Raw genomic sequence first — 17,040 nt, forward strand, 5'->3', positions numbered from 1 at the left:
GATTCTCGCCCGGTTGGACCCTCCCACTGTGGGAGCCTCCATGCTGATGGCGTGAACGAGGGATACCTGCCGATCGGGCGGTTCGCGAGGCTCTGCCGGCTCAGCGTCAAGCAGCTGCGGCACTACGACGAGCTGGGCCTGCTGACCCCGGACCACGTCGATCCGGACACCGGCTACCGCTACTACCGGCCGGACCAGGCACGCGCCGCGATGCTGATCAGCCTGCTCCGCTCCATCGACGTACCGCTGCCCTCGATCGGGCGGGTGCTGTCCGGCGACACGGGTGCGCTCGGTGACGTACGCGACCGGATGGAGGCCGATCTGGCGCGCCGCGAGCGCAACTTCACCGCGCTCGAACGCATCCTCTCCGAGGGCCTGCACCGGCCGGAGGTGACGGTGGTCCGCGAGCCCGCCCGGCGGGTGGCCGTCGTCAGGGACATCGCGACACTGGACCAGATCGGCGCCGTCACCTCGGCGTGTGTGGCCCGGCTGCTCGCCGCCGTGGGTGATCCGAGGGGACTGATGATCGGGCTGTTCCCGCTCGACCTCGCGCCGGAGCTCGCCGTGGCCGTCGCCGTGGAGACGTCCGAGGACGTGCCGGGGACGTCCCCGGACGTCCTGCCCGGCGGTCTGTACGCCTCGGTGACGCACGTCGGTTCTTACCACCAGATCCCGCTCACCGCGCACGCGTTGCTCGCCTGGGTGGGCGAGCGCGGGCACACGCCCGAAGGCCCGCTGCGCGAGGTGTACGTCTCCAATCCCATCACCACGCCGCAGGACCGGCTGGTGACCCATCTGATGATCAAACTGGAGGATTCAGAATGAACTGGTATTCGGCCGAGGACGATCCCGAAGTGGTGGAGTTCGGCCCCGCGCGCGGGCTCTCGGTCACCGGGCAGGGAGCGCCGGGCGGGCCCGCCTACACGACGAGCGTGGGAGCGCTGTACGCCGTCGCCGGGGCGCTGCTCGGCATCGCGGCCCGCTCCGTGCGGCCGTTCGGGATGCCGCCCCTGGAAGGCCGCTGGTGGGCCGAGGACGAGCGGCCGCCGCTCGACGTGCCGCGCGAGGAGTGGTGGTGGCACCTGTTCCTGCGGCTGCCGGAGCCGGTGGACGAGGCGTGGGCCGACGAGGCGCGCCAGTCCGCGGGGCACCCGGCCGCCGCCAGGGTGCAGTTCGTCACCTTCACCGAGGGACTGTGCGTGCAGGTCCTGCACCGCGGGCCGTACGCGGAGGAGCCGAAGACCCTCGCCAGGATGGACGCGCTGATGCGGAGCGAGGGGCTGGTCCCGAACGGCCTGCACCACGAGATCTACCTGTCCGATACCGGGGAGACCGACCCGGAGAAGATGATGACCGTACTCCGCCAGCCCGTTCGCGCCGCCTGAACCCGTGGCCGTGATTCGACACCGAGTGTACGGAAGTCGTTACCATGCTATTCCGGTCCTCAGTCGGCGTAACTTTCCGCATTAAAGACCGACACTAATTCCCCGGGCCCCGCTGATTCCCGCTCCGTGCGGCTCGCTCGGCTGGATTTTCCCGGCCAGGAAAACCTTCGAAGGCCCGCTTCGCACCGGCGTGAAGCGGGCCTTCACCTTTGCGTACCAGGTCATCCAGGTGATCGCCGATCTCCGGGAGGGGGTGTCCGCGCCCTCCCGGGAGCTTTCGGACCGGAGGTTCCGGCCATTTCCGCCTCGGTCGCCGACGGGCGACTTCTTTTTCTCCGATTCCCGCTCCAAGCTATCCGCTACGCACCAGAATTTTATTCGTGTAATGACAGATTTAACAATTTGGCTATACGATCGCCGTTCGTGGTTGGAGTTGATCTTTCAGGAACCCGATTGGCCAACGACCTGTTCTTTGTCATGCATGACAACGCGACCGGCCGGATGAGGCTTCATGCCCGCCTGACCGGTCTGGGGCTGGCCGCTGCCATCCTGGGAGAACTGATGCTCGCCGGGCGGATAACCGTGGGATTGGCGGCGGGGCAGATGCGGCTCGTCGTTCTCAACGCGGCGCCGCCCGAAGACGCGCTCACCAGGACCGCCCTGGACCACATCGTCGCCGAACCCGCACACCGCTTCCGTACCTGGTTGCAGTTCCTCGCCCGTGCGGCACTCGCCGACGTGGCGGCCCGGATGACCGCCGACGGGCTGCTGCGCCCGCCCGGCAGACGCCCGTCGCGGAGGCAGATGCCGGTCGACGTGAACATCGCGGCGTGGCCCGGCGGACGCGTCAACCTGGCGATCCAACGCCGTGAGCCACTCAGCGTCCAGGACAGTGTCCTGCTGGGGCTGCTCGTCGCGACCGGCGGCAACCAGCTCGTCCTGTGGGAGCAGAACCCGAGATACCTCTCCGATTCGATCACCGCCCTCCCGGCGCCGCTCCAGGAACTGATCGCCCAGACCGAGGCTGCCGTAGGTGACTCCGTCATCAGCCGCCGGTGAACCCACCCCCCTCATTTCAAGGATCCCAATGTCCGTGACAGAACGAAGGGCCAGCGCCGTTTCCGCCGCGCTTGCCCAGGACCGCCTCGGTGTGCCGTCGGTGGTGTTCTTCGTCATCTCGGCGGCGGCGCCGTTGACCGTCATCGGTGGCTCGGTGACCGCCGCCTACGCCGCGACCGGCGTGACCGGCGTGCCGCTCGCCTTCGTCCTGCTGGGAGCCATCCTGGGCCTGTTCGCCGTCGGCTACGTGACGATGGCCCGTTACGTCGTCAACGCCGGGGCGTTCTACGCGTACACCGCGAAAGGGCTCGGCAGGCCGGTGGGTGTGGCGACCGCGTGGGTCGCGTTGCTGGCCTACAACGCGCTCCAGGTGGGTCTCTACGGCATGATCGGTGCGGCCGCCCAGCCGCTGATCGCCGACTGGTTCGGAAGCTCTCCGCCCTGGTGGGTCATCGGGCTGGTCGCCTGGGTGCTGACCGGGGTGCTCGGCCTCCTGCGGGTCGACGTGAACGGGAAGGTCCTGTCGGTCCTGCTGCTGACGGAGATAGCCGTCGTCGTCGTGTTCGACATCGCGGACCTGATCAACCCGGCGGCCTCGGGCTACAGCCTCGACGTCTTCGACCCGTCGAACCTCTTCGTCCCCGGGATCGGTGCGGTGGTCGCGATCTGCATCGCGTCCTTCGCGGGCTTCGAGTCGTCGGTGGTGTTCTCCGAGGAGACCAAGGACCCGAGGCGCACGGTGCCGATCGCGACCTACGTCGCACTCGCCGTCATCTCCGGGCTCTACGCCGTGTCGTCCTGGGCGATGACCGTGCCGATCGGCTCGGACAAGATCGTCGAGACCTCGCGCGAGCAGAGTTCGGTCCTCCTGTTCAACCTGGCCGGGCAGCACCTGGGGGCGACCGTCGCCACCATCGGCTCTCTCCTCTTCGTGACGAGCCTCTTCGCCGCGCTGATCGCCTTTCACAACACGATCTCCCGCTACGTCTTCGCCCTTGGCAGGGAGAGGGTGCTGCCCGAGACCTTCGGTCGTACTTCCCCCCGGACCGGTGCCCCGGTCAACGGCTCGGTGGCGCAGAGTGTCATCGGGCTGGTCACGATCGTCATATACGCGGTCTTCGGCCTGGATCCGGTCGTCCAGCTGTTCTTCACCGTCGGATCGTTCGGTGGCCTGGGACTGCTCATGATGCTGGCGGCCACCTCGATCTCCGTGCTGGTCTTCTTCGCCAAGAACCCCAACGAGGAGAACGCCTGGCGGACCAGGATCGCCCCGGGTATCTCCTCGGTCCTGCTGATCGTGGTCATCGTGCTCGTCATGGCCAACTTCGACACCGTGCTCGGCGTGGCCCCCGACTCCCCGCTGCGCTGGATCATGCCCGCCGTCTACTTCGTCGCCGTGGGGCTCGGCGTCATGTGGGGACTCGCCCTGCGGGCCAAACGGCCGAAGGTATACGCGAACATCGGGCGGGGCGCCCAGGCGGCTGTGGGAGGGACCGAATGACAGAGATCATTCGCGTTCAGAACGCTCCCGGAGCCGCCGAGACCATCGGCGCGATCATCGCCACCTCCTTCCACGAGCAGGAGATCTCGGCCTGGATGATCCCGCCGGACGACGACCGCCGCCGGGTGATGCCCCCCTTCTTCTCCATGATCACCGAGAGCGCCCTCATCCACGGCGAGGTCCACGCGACGGCCGACATGTCCGCCGTGGCCGTATGGTTCCACAAAGGCGCCGAGCCGCTTCCCGAGATCCCCGACCGGGACGCCCGGGTGGAGGCGTTCGCCGGTCCCCACGCGGAGCGCATCGGGCAGATGGGGGAGGAGATGGACAAGCGCCACCCCCACGACCCGCACCACTACCTGGCGTTCCTTGCCGTGCTCCCCGGGCACCAGGGACGGAGGACGGGGACCCGGCTGCTCGAGGAGTACCACCGCGGGCTCGACGAGGCGGGCATACCCGCGTACCTGGAGGCCAGCAGCACCCGCAGTCGCAGGCTCTACCTGCGCCACGGCTATCAGGACCTCGGCGACCCGATGTTCATGCCCGACGGCCCGCCGATGTTCCCCATGTGGCGCCCGCCGAGCCCCTGACCGGATCTTCCGCCGGTCACGGTGTCATGACCGGACCCGAGTCCCCGAACGCCCGGTCCGGGACGCCGGAGACGGCGGCCCGGACCGGGGATCGGTGAGGGGTCCGGCAGGCGGGCCGGGGCGCCTGGGTATGGCTCCCGGCGCCCCGGCCGGGAACGCGCCTACTCGGCCGCGGGGGCCACCGGAGCGGCCGGGATGGCCGGGATGCACAGCGGCCCGTCCTCTCGATATGAGGGCGGGCCGAACAGCGCGAGCCGCCGCCATCGGGGTCGGTTCGCGGACCGGTGTCGTGGAGGCGTGATCCGCGTAGGCTCCTGAGCCGATACAGCGCTGGCTGATCACGGACTGGGACTGTTACCATCCGTTCCATGATCTTCTTCTTCCACCTGCGTTAAGGGGCCGTCGGCGAGGCGAGGAACCCCCGTCGTCGACGAGGCGGGGCGGCGTGGCGCCGTCCCGAACCTTGACGTGGGAGAAGAACGATCATCATGCGCATTCGCGCGCGTTTTCTCACCGCCCCGCGTCCCAGCGCTCTCGCCGTCTCGTGACGGCGGCGCGCCTGGTGGCGCGGTGCGTCCGAGGACTGGAGCCCATCGTGGCCTCCGAGATCCTCCAGCTCGGACTCGGTCCGATCACCCATCTGGGCCACCGTGAGGTGCACTTCCGTGCGCCTCGACCGGAGCCCGGGGTGGTCCGGCTGCGCACCGCGGACGACGTGTTCCTGCTCGCCGCCCAACTGCCGGACATCGGAGCGGCCAGAACGGGGGTCGACGCGCTCGCCGAGCTCGTGGCCGTCACCGATGTGGACACGCTGCTCCGGCACCGGCTGGGCTGCGGAGGCTCCGGCGAGCTCACCGGTGTCGAGGTGTCGGCGTCCTTCCTGGGCAGGCGGAACTTCAACCGGTACGACGCCGAGGACGCCGTCGGCCGGGCCCTGGCGCGGAGGCTGGGAGCCGGATACCACTCGCGGCGCGGGGGCGTCGCGCCGCCGCCGGCCCACAGCGCGTGGCGGCTGATCCTGGACGGCACCCGGGCGACGCTCATGCTGAGGATCACCGACCGGCCGCTGCACCGCCGTACCTACAAGCGGTGCACGATCCCGGGCACCCTGCATCCTCCGCTGGCCGCGGCGATGGCCCGGATGGCCGACATCCGGGCCGATCACCGGGTGCTCGACCCCTGCTGCGGTGCCGGAACCCTGCTCATCGAGGCCGGACAGCTGCGGCCGGACGCCCGCTTCTGCGGCTTCGACCTGGACCCGGACGCGCTGCGGGCGGCGCGTACGAACGCGGCGGACTCCCCGGCCATCACCATCCGCCCGGCCGACGCCGGCGACCTGCCGTTGACCGACGGCAGCATCGACCGCGTCGTGTGCAACCCACCCTGGGGTACGCAGGTCGCCGCGCACGGCCTGCTCGACGGGGCTCCCTCCCGCTGGTGGACGGAGCTGCGGCGGGTCCTCGCTCCCGACGGAATGGCGGTGGTGCTGATCCCCGACACCGACGACCTCGGCACCGCCATCCGGCAGCGGCTGGTCCCCGTCCACGTCCAGCAGGTCCGCCTCTCCGGTGCCCAGTCGTACATCGTCCGGCTCATGGCAGGGGAGAGGGGCCGACGACCGGCGTCCCGGCGCCGGGCACAGGGAGGATAAGCGCGGCGGACAAGGAGGGCACGGCGGGGGCGCCCCCGCCGTGCCCGACCCCTGACCGCTTCAGCCGGGGGCGTCCACGGGCGGCCTCACCACGGTCATGGCCGGCAGGACACCGTGAACATTCCCCCCAGGGGGCAGGTCGTCATCCGGACCCACTTCACCGACTACACCGGTAAGACCGTCCTGCACTGCCACATCCTCAACCACGAGGACGCGGGCATGATGGCGGTCCTGGAGATCGTCAAATGATCGACGGGTCCCGGCGGCAACCACGAGGACGCGGGCATGATGGCGGTCCTGGAGATCGTCAAATGATCGACGGGTCCCGGCGGCCGGGAGCTCAGAGAAGGGCGCGGACCGCGCGTTCGAAGCCCGCGACGTGTTCGGCGGCGAGCCGGGCGGCCCGCTCCTGCTCGCCGTCGACGACGGCGCGCAGCAGCGGGCCGTGTTCCTCGACGTGGCTCGCCATGCCGGGAAGCCGGTCGACGAACAGGCACCAGATCCGGGTGGCCAGGTTGCCGTAGCGGACCAGGGTGTCCTCAAGGTAGGGGTTTCGGGTGGCGGCATACAGGGCGCGGTGCACGCTCAGTCCGCTCCAACTACCTGTGGGACGAGAGCGCCGGGATCTACGAGTTCGCGCTGAAGCAGTGGGAGCGGCTGCCCGAGGAACTGGACTACGACTTCCTGTTCAGTCAGCGGGGTGTGCTCAACCTCGCCCACACCCTCCAGGACGTTCGCGAGGCCCGTCGCCGGGTCAACGCCAACCGGCTCAACGGCGTCGACGCGGAGTGGCTCGACGCCGAGGAGGTGGCCGAGGTGTGCCCGATCATCGACATCTCCCCGGACGTCCGCTACCCGGTGCTGGGCGCGACGTTCCAGCCCCGGGCAGGCATCGCCAAACACGACCACGTGGCCTGGGCCTTCGCCCGCGCCGCGGACGCGCTGGGCGTGGACCTCATCCAGAACTGCGAGGTCACCGGCTTCGTCAAGGACGGTGACCGGGTCGTCGGCGTACGGACCACGCGGGGCGTCGTCAACGCCGGAGTGGTCGGCCTGGTCGGTGCCGGCCACAGCGGCGTCCTGGCGGAGAAGGCCGGATTCCGGCTGCCGGTGCGGTCGCAACCGCTGCAGGCACTGGTCTCCGAGCTGTACGAGCCGGTCCACCCCACCGTGGTCATGTCGAACCACGTGCACGTCTACGTCTCGCAGGCGCACAAGGGCGAGCTGGTCATGGGGGCCGGTGTGGACTCCTACAACGGCTACGGCCGGCGCGGTTCCTTCCACGTCATCGAGAAGCAGATGGCGGCGGCGATCGAACTGTTCCCGATCTTCGCCCGAGCACACGTGCTCCGTACCTGGGGCGGCATCGTCGACGTCTCGCCCGACGCCTCGCCCATCATCGGCAGGACGCCCGTGGAGAACCTCTACGTCAACTGCGGCTGGGGGACCGGCGGTTTCAAGGCCACCCCGTCGGCCGGGTGGACCATGGCCCACACCATGGCGACCGGGGAGCCGCACCCGCTGAACGCGCCGTTCTCCCTGGAGCGGTTCACCACCGGCGCCCTCATCGACGAGCACGGCGCCGCGGCCGTGGCCCACTGATCCGGCGACCCCGCGCCCCCGCGCCCCCGTGGCCTGTGGCCCCGCGCCCCCGCGCCCCCGTGGCCTGTGGCCCCGCGCCCCCGTGGCCTGTGGCCCCGCGCCCCCGCGCCCTGTGGCCCCGCGCCCTCGTGGCCCCGCGCCCTCGTGGCCCCGCGCCCTCGTGACCTCGTGACCTCGTGACCTCGTGACCTCGTGACCTCGTGACCTCGTGACCTCGTGACCTCGTGACCTCGTGACCTCGTGACCTCGTGCCCCCGTGACCTCGTGACCTCGTGCCCCCGTGACCTCGTGCCCCCGTGACCCCGTGGTTGTCGTGCGCGATGTCCACCGCCGGGTCCTTGACGTACCGGTTGGCCCAGACCGCCAGGGAGTCGTCGCCGGTGGTGCGGAACGACGAGTTGAACACCCGCGAGTTCCGCGTGCCGTTGCTGAAGTTGATGCCGTCGGCGTAGGTGTTGCGGATGCGCATGCCGCTGAAGTCCAGCCCGTCGGCGGGCCCCCACAGATCCGGGATGTTGTCGTGGTCACGGCCGACCCAGACGCCCACATTGGCGTGCTCGATCCACACGTTGGAGATCTTGGTGTTCTTGCCGAACCGCCCGTTCAGCCCCACCCCGCCCTCGGCGTTGCCGTCGCCGCCGCGAATGCGGCCCGAGCCGAAGATGGCGATGTCGGAGATCTGGACGTTGTCGTCGATGTCGAAGCCGAAGTTGCCCTCATGCGGGTGGTTGATGCCGCCGGTCGCCAGGTGCGGCTCGGTCAGGGTGTACAGCTGGGAGTGCCACATCCCCGCCCCGCGGATCGTGACGTCGCTGATGCCCACCTGGTTGAACTGACCCCGGTTCAGCGGATCGTCGGTGAGGATCTTCCTCTCCTGCCGCCACTGTCCCGCCGGGATCCACACGCAGCCGATGACCCCGTTCTGGTCGTCCGTCACCGCCCGCTGGATGGCGGCCGTGTCGTCGAGCCCGTCGTTGGGCACCGCGCCGTACGCCGTGATCGAGGTGCAACCGGCCGGCTGACTCGCCGGTGGTGCCACCTGCTCCAGGTCGATCAGGTCGATGATGTAGAACGAGGCCGTGTCGGTCGCGTCGCGCTGCAACCGGAACCTGGTCCCCACCGGGTAGGTCGACGACAGCAGCGCGTGCGACTCGTCGAACAACCGCCGGGCGTCGGCCTGCGGGGTGTTCGTCAGTGATTCCGGGCCGTCGCTGTTCCCGTACAGCCAGCTGTGCCGCGACGAGAGGGTCAGCTTCCTGGCGAAGGTGTCGTTGATGTACAGGCTGATGGTGGCCTCGATGCCGCCGCCGTTCGGCGCGTCGGGGATGGAGTTGCGCACCACGATCGAGTTGGCGGAGTTGGTCGAGGTGAACTCGACGAACTGCCCCGTGCTGTTAAGCCGCACCGACTGCCGGCCTGAGGACTCGGTGGCGAAGTTGGTGTGCCCGAAGGTGCGCAGCGGGTCGGCCGTCAGCAGGGTGCCCTGGTACCTGGCGGCCTCGGCCTCGTACTCGACCCACGGAACCGCCGCCCCGCGCCCGACCACGATCGCCTGGGAGAGCGTGTTGTTGGTCTCGTTGGTCTCGGCGACGGCGTTGGTCGCGTCGGCGGTGGCGGTGATGGTGGCACCGCCGCTGGTGGCGGTCCAGCTGCCGCTGACGGCCACGTTGACCGTCGCGCCCGCGGCGATCGACGGGGTGTCGGTGTTGAGCGTGGTGCCGCCCACCGTCAGCCGGGTGACCGTGGTCGCGCCCGTCGCGGTGTTCCCGCGGTTCTTCACCGCCACGGTGAACGTGACCGCCGCTCCGACCGCCGGGTTCGGCGGGTTGGAGCTGATGCCGAGGACCTGCAGGTCGGGGCCGGGAGCCTCGGTGACCACCAGCGGCGACGCCGCGGTGAAGGCGTTGTTGCCCTCGTTCTGCTCGAAGACCGTGTTCGACTCGTCCACCTTGGCGCTGACGGAGTAGCCGGCCGCGCCGCGGGTGCCGATGTTCGCGGTCACCGTGGCCTGGGCGCCGGCCGCGAGAGCGGCGACCGGAGCGGTGCCGGCCAGCGTGCCGCCGAGATAGAAGTTGACATTGGTCGCGCCGGAGGCGGCGGTGCCGATGTTCTTCACCGTGCCGGTCAGCGTGATCGCGTTGGTCTCGATCGGCGCGTTCGGGGACCAGGTGAGAGCCGAGACCGTCAGGTCGGGGTTCGGCGCGGGGACGCCGATGACCTGGAACTCGGCGACCTGCCCGGCGGGTGCGCCGGTGTTGCTCGCGAACTTCAGCTGGACGTCGGCGACGGTGGCGTTGAGGTTGATCGTCACCGTGTTGCCGCCGGAGGCCGGGTTGAACGTGTAGTTCTGCGCCGACACCAGGTTGGTGTGGCCCGTGGCGTTCTGCTCCCGGCCCAGGACCTGGATGTTCTGGGTACGGGTGCCCCACACGGCGTCCGGGTTCAGCTTCAGCACGACCGAGCTGACGCTCGCGTTGGCGCCGAGCCTGACCGTCAGCGTGTTCGGGTAACCGGCGTTGCCCTCCCAGTAGGTGGCCGTGTTGTTGTCGTTGGCGTTGGCCGCGACGAACGTGTGCACGTGGCCGGACTCGACCATCTCCTTGCCGATGGCCAGGTTCGAACCGGGGTCGCCGCTGCCGGCGGCGGCGTAGATCTCGAACTCGGAGATCTGCGCGGCGGGCCAGCCGGTGTTGGCGGTGACGTTGACGCGCCAGTACCGGTGGGTCGCGGCGCTGAAGTCGATCGTGACCTTGTTACCGGTCGCCGGGTCGAACGTGTAGTTCGACGAGGCCACAACGGTGCTGTAGCCGGTGCCGTCGGCACTGCCCTGGACCGAGAGGGTCTGGGCGCGGGTCTGCCAGGCGGCCGGGGCGGGCACCTTCAGCACGATCTGGTCGACGCTCGTGGCAGTGCCGAGGTCGATCCGTGCCCACTGCGGGAAGCTGTTGTTCGCGCTCTCCCAGTAGGTGTTCTGGTCGCCGTCGTTGATGGCCGACACCGGGTACCCGGCGGTGGAACTGCCGGCCTGGGTCGCCTTGCCCGGCGACAGGTTGGGTCCGCCCGCGGCGGAGGCCGGCACGACCGATCCCATGACGAGCAGACCGGCGGCGACCGTGGTCGCCAGCATGGCCGCCACTAGCCGTAACGGTCCGTACGGTTTTCTCATTCGCGTTCTTCCATCTCTCGTCGAGCACGACAGGGCCGAGGCGTGAAGGCATGCGCCTTCACCGCACACAGATGGGGGGCAGGTGCATGGGCGCAGCGCATTCCTGAAGTTGCGAAGAGTCGCGAGAAAATAAACTTTTCTTTGCAAGATTCTTGCGTAGTGTTGGCCAAAGGTTGCATATGTGCTACGACCGCGTCAACGGCGAAAAACGGCGTGCCGAACCGGCCCGACGCCGGGGTGTGAAAGGGCTCGGGGCGGCCGTGAACACGTGTCCCTCTCCCGGCCGAGAGCTCGTCGCGGTGGCTGCGGGCACGCGGATGGCGTCGGCCGAGGCCGGTTCCGTCGCCTATGAACGCCGCGTGCTGGGGATCGGCTCGCAGTGGCCGTTTGATCAGTGGGGCCGTTTCCTGCCCGAGCAGGTCAACAAGGCCAGGCGGGAGACCCGCGACCAGAGCCCCGACGTTCAGATGAGTTTTGGACGGCGGGCACTGCGCCGAGCTGATCTACATGTGTCGGATGAGCTTGGCGGCGCGAGTCGCAATGGCTTCGATGTCCTCTAACGGGTGAACTTCGGCCGACAGGCTGTCGAACACCTCTCGTGCCTCCGCGTAGACGCGCTTCTGTTCTGCGGTCTCCGGTGAAGCCACGACGACTTGAAGATCAACGTTCCTGTCGATCGTGCTTACGTGGTCGTTTGTTTTGTCAACCACACGGGCACTCTCGCCGTGGCGAAGGCGCTCCAGAGCGTACCCCCAGGCCTTTACCTGCATTGACACCTCGTCCAGGCCGGAGCGGCGGAACGACCACGCCTGTGTCAACTGAACCGCATGGCCGTTGGCGATCGCGAAGTCCAGGGTGTAGTTGACATGTTCGCCTACGAAGATGTGAGGTCGTTGACGGACGAGGGACGGATCGATGTCCACACGTCGATAGACGTCTCGGAGCCTGCTGGTGAGTGCGTACTTTGTGACCGATGCTGGACGGGGTTGCGTCACCGGATCATTGATGAGGTATTCGAAGACCAGATCCAGTGCTTCTCGTGCGTTGTCCGCCAAAATGGGGGCCGGTGGGCTGAGCTGAATGACACTACGGTGATCGTTGTGCATCTCCAGCAGCCATTCTTCGTTGAGAGGGGGGCCGCCGTCTTCCATCAGTGCACGACGAGCGTCGATCTCGTTGCCCAGCCGAAGCATGAAGGTGTTGGCCGTCTCCAAGGCGGAAATGCCGGCGAACTTGCGGATGCGATCAGTTGTTTTACTGAGATGACGGATGTCCCAGTCCCCGGTGGATGGATCGCCGGCGATCGCCCCATAGTTGACGAATTCGCCCGTTCGTGGATAGGGGAGACATCTGATGATCGAGTAGACGTAACGACTCATCTTGACTGGCCCTCCCTCGCGATCAATGCTCGGACGCGTCTGGCGACAGCAGGCGCTCTGTGTTCGAGAAACCAGCCAAGCGCTTCCAGGTCGTCATCACTGACTGGCCACGATGCTGGCACACCACGCAGAATGTTGACGAGAGCATCGCGATTTATCTTCTCAAGTGCCTCTGACACTTCTTCGACCGCCTCCCCGCTCAGCCCGCCTGGAGGGTCGGGAAGCTTATAGAAAATTATCTCCCGGCTTATGGGGTGACGTTTTTCTGAGACGGATAAGAGGTTTATCCGGTTCCTCATGGAGTACGACCCGCGGCCACCCTTCGCGGCAGGCTCCCGGAGAGCGCCGGAGCCGAGCTCACCTCCCAGGCCTGCGCGTTCAACGAACCTGTAACGCGTCACCATCGCAGAGGACCTCGCCGCCCGAGGTTGGGGCCGTGCCCGCCCGGTTGTCACCGCTCAGGCCACCCGTCGAAGCGGGTCCCCGGTCGGCCCGCCTCTGGCCGGAACCTGTCGGCCGGGATGGCGACGGCACCATACATCTAACCAAGCGCTTGCTGCCCTCCGCGCATGCTCTCCACGATTGTCTGGGGCACCGGCAACGTCGGCTGCGCGGCCATCCGAGCCGTCGAGGCCCATCCGGCGCTGAAACTCGCGGCAGTGCTCGTCCACAACCCCGACAAGGTCGGCCGCGACGTGGGCGGCCTCGGCGACCTCGGCCACGAGCTGGGGATCGCCGCCACCGACGGCATCGACGCGGTGCTGGCAGGCGGTCCGCACGCCGTGGTGTACGCGGCGTCCGGCGACATCCGTCCCGACGAGGCCCTCGCCGACTTCATCAGGGCGATCCGGGCCGGAGCCGTGGTCACCACCCCCTCGCTGTACGCGCTCTACGACCAGCGGGGCGCCCCGCCGGAGCTGCGCGAACCGGTGCTGGCCGCCATCGCGGACGGTGGCGGCTCGCTGTTCGTCTCCGGCGTCGACCCCGGCTGGGGCAACGACGTACTGCCTCTGTCACCCGGCCCGAACCCCTTCTTCCCGCCCTTACGGCGGTGGTAGGTGATCGTCCGGTACATCAGCCTCGTGCGTCTTCCCGGCTTGATGCAGACCAGCCCGGCGATCGACACCCGTCCTGAGCCCTTGCCCGACACCCGCAGGATCGGGGGTCTGCCCCGAGGCGCCCAGGTGCGGCCCTTGGGCGGTCTCAGACCCCGCCCGGACTCGTCGACGAAGACGATCCAGGCGCCCCAGGCCGCCGCGACGCTTTTATATTCGCCCACCCCCGCTCGTGCCGGCGGGTGATCTGTTCCTCGTCGCGTTCCAGCGCGCGGTGAGCCGGCACCTGCGGGGAGTACTCCAGCCGCGCCAGCAGGTACCCCACCCCGCGCACCGTGTAGGACACCCCGAACAGCTCCTTGATCAGGAGTCTGACCCGAGACAGGGTCCAGCGCTGATCGGTCCAGCCGTACGCGGCCGCGCCGCGTTTCAGCTCCTCTTGCAGCCGCTCCAGCTGTTCATCGCTCAGCTGGCATCTGCTGCTGGGCCCTTTGGAGACCAGAGCGGCTTTGCCGCCCTCCAGCCAGGTCCGGCGCCACTCACACGCCGACTTGCGGGTGATGCCCAGCAGCTGGGCCACCCGCGGTGCACCGATTCCCCCGGCGAACATGTCCGCCGCCCGAAACCGCAACTCCTCGCGCTGCGATCGAGCCCGGGCGGACAAGCCCCCGCTTCTGTCCGCGTATCTCATACCTTCAGGTCTACACCTGCGAGAACAACGCACTGGAATCGGCCTCGGGCACACCGTCACGCCGAGATTTCATGGTCAGTAATGCTCATCGCGGTGATCCTGGAGCCCAGGGCAGCGGACGGACCTGCCTCCAGGTTCTCCAGGCGATGGGAGCGATCTACGTTGACCTTGGCGCGACGATCTTCTACGCCCCCAAGGCGGTGTAGGGGCTCGACGTGACAGCAGCGAGCGAAGCTTCTTGTCGAGCAGGCGCTGGAGCTCCAGCTCGACCTGCCGCTCTCGAATCCACTTTTCGTGCGTTCGGCTGGGCGAAGGTCCCCGTGGCCGCCTACGCCGTCGATTCTTGCAGCGGCACGCTGTTCCTGAAGATCACTCAGCGGGCACCCGCCGCACCGGGCTTTTGAGGTAGCAGCTCCCGCTCTGACCGCCCCTTATCCAGGCACCGATTCGGTCGAATCCCGCCGATCGACAACCGCCGACTGGTCCTGAGTGGTATTGAACCTGAAAGCTCGACGTGACACACGATCATGCCTCTGACCTGCATAGATAGAAATCCTCTAGGTGAAGTCCGCCTTTGATCACCGGTACGTGAGGAACCAGCGGTGCAAAGCCCTTCAAGGCTTCCACCAGCTCAAAGCTGGCGGATACGGGCTAGGTTACGGTTGGCGCCCAGCCAGACGTGCAGCCGAGGTCTCGTGCTCTGAGCTTGGCCGAAACTCAGGGTCTCCGCGCGGCAACAACTACGAGCGTGTGCGTCGCTCGGCGGGGTCCGGCAAGATAGGCAGTGCCGCCTTCAACTCGTAAGGGAACGCTGCATGGCCTCGAACTCGACGTCCCGGCACCAGGGCCGCCTCGAACTGACCTGGACCGACAAGGACAAGACGCTCTTGTCGACTGGGGACGGAAAGTACGATTACACCTTCGTCGATCCGTCGGACTACCGGGTCTCCGAGGTCCGGCTGCTCCACGAGGTGGGGCTCGTTGACGCCCCTATGCCTGCGAGTCGACCAGCAGGCTTGCCGGAGCCCACCAGAGACAACCTGCTGATTACCGGTGACGCGATGCACGTGCTGGACGCGCTCGCCAAAATCCCGGCGTACGCCGAGAAGTACCTCGGTCGGGTCAAGTTGGTCTACATTGATCCGCCCTTCAACACCGGGCAGGCGTTCGCCCACTACGAAGACAACATCGAGCACTCAATTTGGCTTACCCTCCTGCGGGATCGGATCCGCCAGATCAGGCCGTTGCTCGCTGAGGACGGATCCGTATGGGTGCATCTTGACCACATGGAGTCGCATAGGTGCCGCGTTGTCCTCGACGAGGAGCTGGGGGAGGGCAACTTTGTCGCTGAGATCGCCTGGCAGAAGGCGGACTCGCCCCGGAACGACACCAGACTGCTTTCGACATCTCAGGACACGATCCTGGTCTACCGGAAGACCGAGTCCTGGACCCCGAACAGAATGCCCAGGCTCGCCGTCTCGAATACGAGCCGCTACCAGTCACGTGACGGGGACCCTGTGCCGTGGCGCGATGGGGACGCGACTGCGGGCAAGGCAGCCACGAACCACCCGATGGTGTACGCGATCCAACACCCTGTCACCGGCACCCTGATGTATCCGACTGCGGGCCGCTGCTGGGGGAAGGCCCAGACGTGGATGCTGGAGCAGATGTCGGAATACGCGCCTTACGAGTTGCGTGACATCGGCGACGAGGTGGAGCGCGCACTTATCTGTGGAACAACGCCGGACAAGGTCCGGGCGGGTGTCCCGGCAATCATGCTGTCGGTGCCTGTGGAGGAGGCAGCCCCTCTCGCCCGTGCCCGCTACGACGCCGGGCACTGGCCGGATGTTGTCATGCTCGGCCTCCGGGAGCGGATCCAGCGTAAGAAGCACCTGGAGGACAACGGCCGCGTCCCCGAAACTCTCTGGCTGGGAAGCGAGGTCGGAGGGAACCTTCGCGGGAAGCTCGAGATCAAGGCCCTGTTCCCCGACGAGCATCCATTCGCGACGCCGAAACCAGAGGCCCTGCTGGCCCGCATCATCCACATTGCATCGAATCCCGGTGATATTGTCCTCGATTGTTTCGCCGGGTCAGGTACCACCGCAGCCGTCGCTCACAAGATGGGCCGCCGGTGGGTGACCAGCGAACTGCTGGCCGATACCGTGGCCCGATATACGCTGCCTCGGCTCGCCAAGGTCGTCAACGGCCAGGACCCCGGGGGCGCTACCGCCGTCACCGAGCGGGTTTCTGCGATGGGTGACGACGAGGAAGGCGAGCGCGGCCTTCCCGATGGAATGACTCCGGAGGAGGCGCAGGAGTTCAACCGACTGCTCGCCAAGGTCGCCAAGGCCGTCGGGCCAGAACTCGATGACACTACGGTCAAGGCCCTCAGGGCAGCAAGTAAGACCAAGAACGTTACGACCGTCAACTGGCACGGCGGAGGCAGCTTCACACACCTTCAGGTTGGCGAGTCCATGTTCGTCGAGATGGCCGGGATTGTCCTTTTAGCCGACTGGGCCACCCAAGGCGCACTGGCCGAGGCGATGTGCGCGCAGCTATCCGTCCCCTACAAGCCCGACGGCATCTTCGCAGCCAAGCAGGGCCGCACCCGATACGTCGTCATCGACGGCATGGTAGGCGAGGGGACCGTCATCGCGATCCTTGATCGGCTAGCCGAAGACGAGGTGGTCGAGGTATGGGCGACCCAGATAGTGGACGGCGCCGCAGAAGCGCTGAAGGCGGCACGCAAGGGATCACGGCTCGAGTTAATCCCAGATAAGGTACTCGATAACTACCGTCGCAAATCGGCTCGTAAGTCGCCATTCGGTGCTGGTCACTCCAGCCTGCAGCCAGTGAAAGTCGCCGTTGGCGAGGCAGAAGTGCTGGAATCTGTGAGCTAGAAGTGCACTGAAAATCTTGCGTTCTGGTCCCGCCTCGGATGATTCGGGGCCAGACTCGTTG

At 67.6% G+C, this 17,040-nt stretch carries 14 protein-coding genes and 1 pseudogene; 10 read left to right on the forward strand and 5 right to left on the reverse strand.

Annotated elements, in window-relative coordinates; genetic code table 11:
• Positions 1-51 precede the first annotated feature (51 nt).
• From OIE13_RS34500 to OIE13_RS34530, 7 genes are all read left to right on the forward strand, one after another.
• The gene (locus OIE13_RS34500; RefSeq protein ID WP_326645166.1) at positions 52-825 is read left to right on the forward strand and encodes a MerR family transcriptional regulator; all 774 of its coding nucleotides are present in this window, start codon (positions 52-54) and stop codon (positions 823-825) included.
• Complete coding sequence (locus tag OIE13_RS34505; RefSeq protein WP_326645164.1) at positions 822-1,385, forward strand: GyrI-like domain-containing protein; 564 nt, start codon at positions 822-824, stop codon at positions 1,383-1,385. The genes OIE13_RS34500 and OIE13_RS34505 overlap by 4 nt, the downstream gene beginning before the upstream one ends.
• 453 nt (positions 1,386-1,838) lie before the next feature.
• Positions 1,839-2,444 carry a GOLPH3/VPS74 family protein gene (locus OIE13_RS34510; RefSeq protein WP_326645162.1) on the forward strand — a complete coding sequence of 202 codons (606 nt, stop codon included), beginning with the start codon at positions 1,839-1,841 and terminating at the stop codon, positions 2,442-2,444.
• 28 nt (positions 2,445-2,472) lie between these two features.
• Positions 2,473-3,945: an APC family permease gene (locus OIE13_RS34515; RefSeq protein ID WP_326645160.1), complete on the forward strand. Its 1,473-nt coding sequence runs from the start codon at positions 2,473-2,475 to the stop codon at positions 3,943-3,945.
• Complete coding sequence (locus OIE13_RS34520; RefSeq protein ID WP_326645158.1) at positions 3,942-4,535, forward strand: GNAT family N-acetyltransferase; 594 nt, start codon at positions 3,942-3,944, stop codon at positions 4,533-4,535. The genes OIE13_RS34515 and OIE13_RS34520 overlap by 4 nt, the downstream gene beginning before the upstream one ends.
• Before the next feature lie 595 nt (positions 4,536-5,130).
• The gene (locus OIE13_RS34525) at positions 5,131-6,186 is read left to right on the forward strand and encodes a TRM11 family SAM-dependent methyltransferase (protein ID WP_326645157.1); all 1,056 of its coding nucleotides are present in this window, start codon (positions 5,131-5,133) and stop codon (positions 6,184-6,186) included.
• A 51-nt stretch (positions 6,187-6,237) separates the two neighbouring features.
• Positions 6,238-6,435 (forward strand): multicopper oxidase domain-containing protein, encoded by a 198-nt coding sequence (locus OIE13_RS34530; RefSeq protein ID WP_326646909.1) that lies wholly within the window; start codon positions 6,238-6,240, stop codon positions 6,433-6,435.
• Positions 6,436-6,526: 91 nt separating this feature from the next.
• Here the strand turns inward: OIE13_RS34530 and OIE13_RS34535 are convergent, their stop codons facing one another.
• Complete coding sequence (locus OIE13_RS34535; RefSeq protein WP_326645156.1) at positions 6,527-6,769, reverse strand: FCD domain-containing protein; 243 nt, start codon at positions 6,767-6,769, stop codon at positions 6,527-6,529.
• 5 nt (positions 6,770-6,774) lie between these two features.
• Here OIE13_RS34535 and OIE13_RS34540 point away from each other — a divergent pair.
• Positions 6,775-7,788 (forward strand): annotated as a pseudogene (locus OIE13_RS34540) (FAD-dependent oxidoreductase); the annotation flags it as partial.
• On the opposite strand, the gene OIE13_RS34545 reads toward OIE13_RS34540, so the two are convergent.
• The 3 genes from OIE13_RS34545 to OIE13_RS34555 form a co-directional block, all read right to left on the reverse strand.
• Positions 7,751-10,915, reverse strand: coding sequence for a CARDB domain-containing protein (locus OIE13_RS34545; RefSeq protein WP_326830332.1), 3,165 nt, complete (start codon positions 10,913-10,915; stop codon positions 7,751-7,753). The pseudogene OIE13_RS34540 and the gene OIE13_RS34545 overlap by 38 nt on opposite strands.
• A 542-nt stretch (positions 10,916-11,457) precedes the next feature.
• A complete protein-coding gene (locus OIE13_RS34550; RefSeq protein ID WP_326829275.1) occupies positions 11,458-12,333 on the reverse strand; it encodes a DUF3037 domain-containing protein in 876 nt (291 codons plus the stop codon).
• Positions 12,330-12,737 carry a hypothetical protein gene (locus OIE13_RS34555; protein WP_326829276.1) on the reverse strand — a complete coding sequence of 136 codons (408 nt, stop codon included), beginning with the start codon at positions 12,735-12,737 and terminating at the stop codon, positions 12,330-12,332. The genes OIE13_RS34550 and OIE13_RS34555 overlap by 4 nt, the downstream gene beginning before the upstream one ends.
• A gap of 165 nt (positions 12,738-12,902) precedes the next feature.
• Between OIE13_RS34555 and OIE13_RS34560 the strand changes: the two genes are divergently transcribed.
• Entirely contained in the window at positions 12,903-13,391 is a 489-nt protein-coding gene (locus OIE13_RS34560; protein WP_326829277.1) for a hypothetical protein, read from the forward strand.
• Positions 13,392-13,536: 145 nt separating this feature from the next.
• Here the strand turns inward: OIE13_RS34560 and OIE13_RS34565 are convergent, their stop codons facing one another.
• Positions 13,537-14,052 (reverse strand): helix-turn-helix domain-containing protein, encoded by a 516-nt coding sequence (locus OIE13_RS34565; RefSeq protein ID WP_326829278.1) that lies wholly within the window; start codon positions 14,050-14,052, stop codon positions 13,537-13,539.
• An 842-nt stretch (positions 14,053-14,894) separates the two neighbouring features.
• Here OIE13_RS34565 and OIE13_RS34570 point away from each other — a divergent pair.
• Positions 14,895-16,979: a site-specific DNA-methyltransferase gene (locus OIE13_RS34570; protein ID WP_326829279.1), complete on the forward strand. Its 2,085-nt coding sequence runs from the start codon at positions 14,895-14,897 to the stop codon at positions 16,977-16,979.
• The last annotated feature ends 61 nt before the right edge of the window (positions 16,980-17,040 follow it).

The sequence above is a fragment of the Streptosporangium sp. NBC_01810 genome (assembly GCF_035917355.1).
Lineage (GTDB): Bacteria > Actinomycetota > Actinomycetes > Streptosporangiales > Streptosporangiaceae > Streptosporangium.

Excerpts from the sequence above, each read along its gene's own strand:
- OIE13_RS34545 (WP_326830332.1), bottom strand. The coding sequence starts at position 10,915 with ATGCTGGCGACCACGGTCGCCGCCGGTCTGCTCGTCATGGGATCGGTC.
- OIE13_RS34505 (WP_326645164.1), top strand. The coding sequence starts at position 822 with ATGAACTGGTATTCGGCCGAGGACGATCCCGAAGTGGTGGAGTTCGGC.
- OIE13_RS34550 (WP_326829275.1), bottom strand. The coding sequence starts at position 12,333 with ATGAGTCGTTACGTCTACTCGATCATCAGATGTCTCCCCTATCCACGA.
- OIE13_RS34515 (WP_326645160.1), top strand. The coding sequence starts at position 2,473 with ATGTCCGTGACAGAACGAAGGGCCAGCGCCGTTTCCGCCGCGCTTGCC.
- OIE13_RS34560 (WP_326829277.1), top strand. The coding sequence starts at position 12,903 with ATGCTCTCCACGATTGTCTGGGGCACCGGCAACGTCGGCTGCGCGGCC.
- OIE13_RS34570 (WP_326829279.1), top strand. The coding sequence starts at position 14,895 with ATGGCCTCGAACTCGACGTCCCGGCACCAGGGCCGCCTCGAACTGACC.
- OIE13_RS34520 (WP_326645158.1), top strand. The coding sequence starts at position 3,942 with ATGACAGAGATCATTCGCGTTCAGAACGCTCCCGGAGCCGCCGAGACC.
- OIE13_RS34555 (WP_326829276.1), bottom strand. The coding sequence starts at position 12,737 with ATGGTGACGCGTTACAGGTTCGTTGAACGCGCAGGCCTGGGAGGTGAG.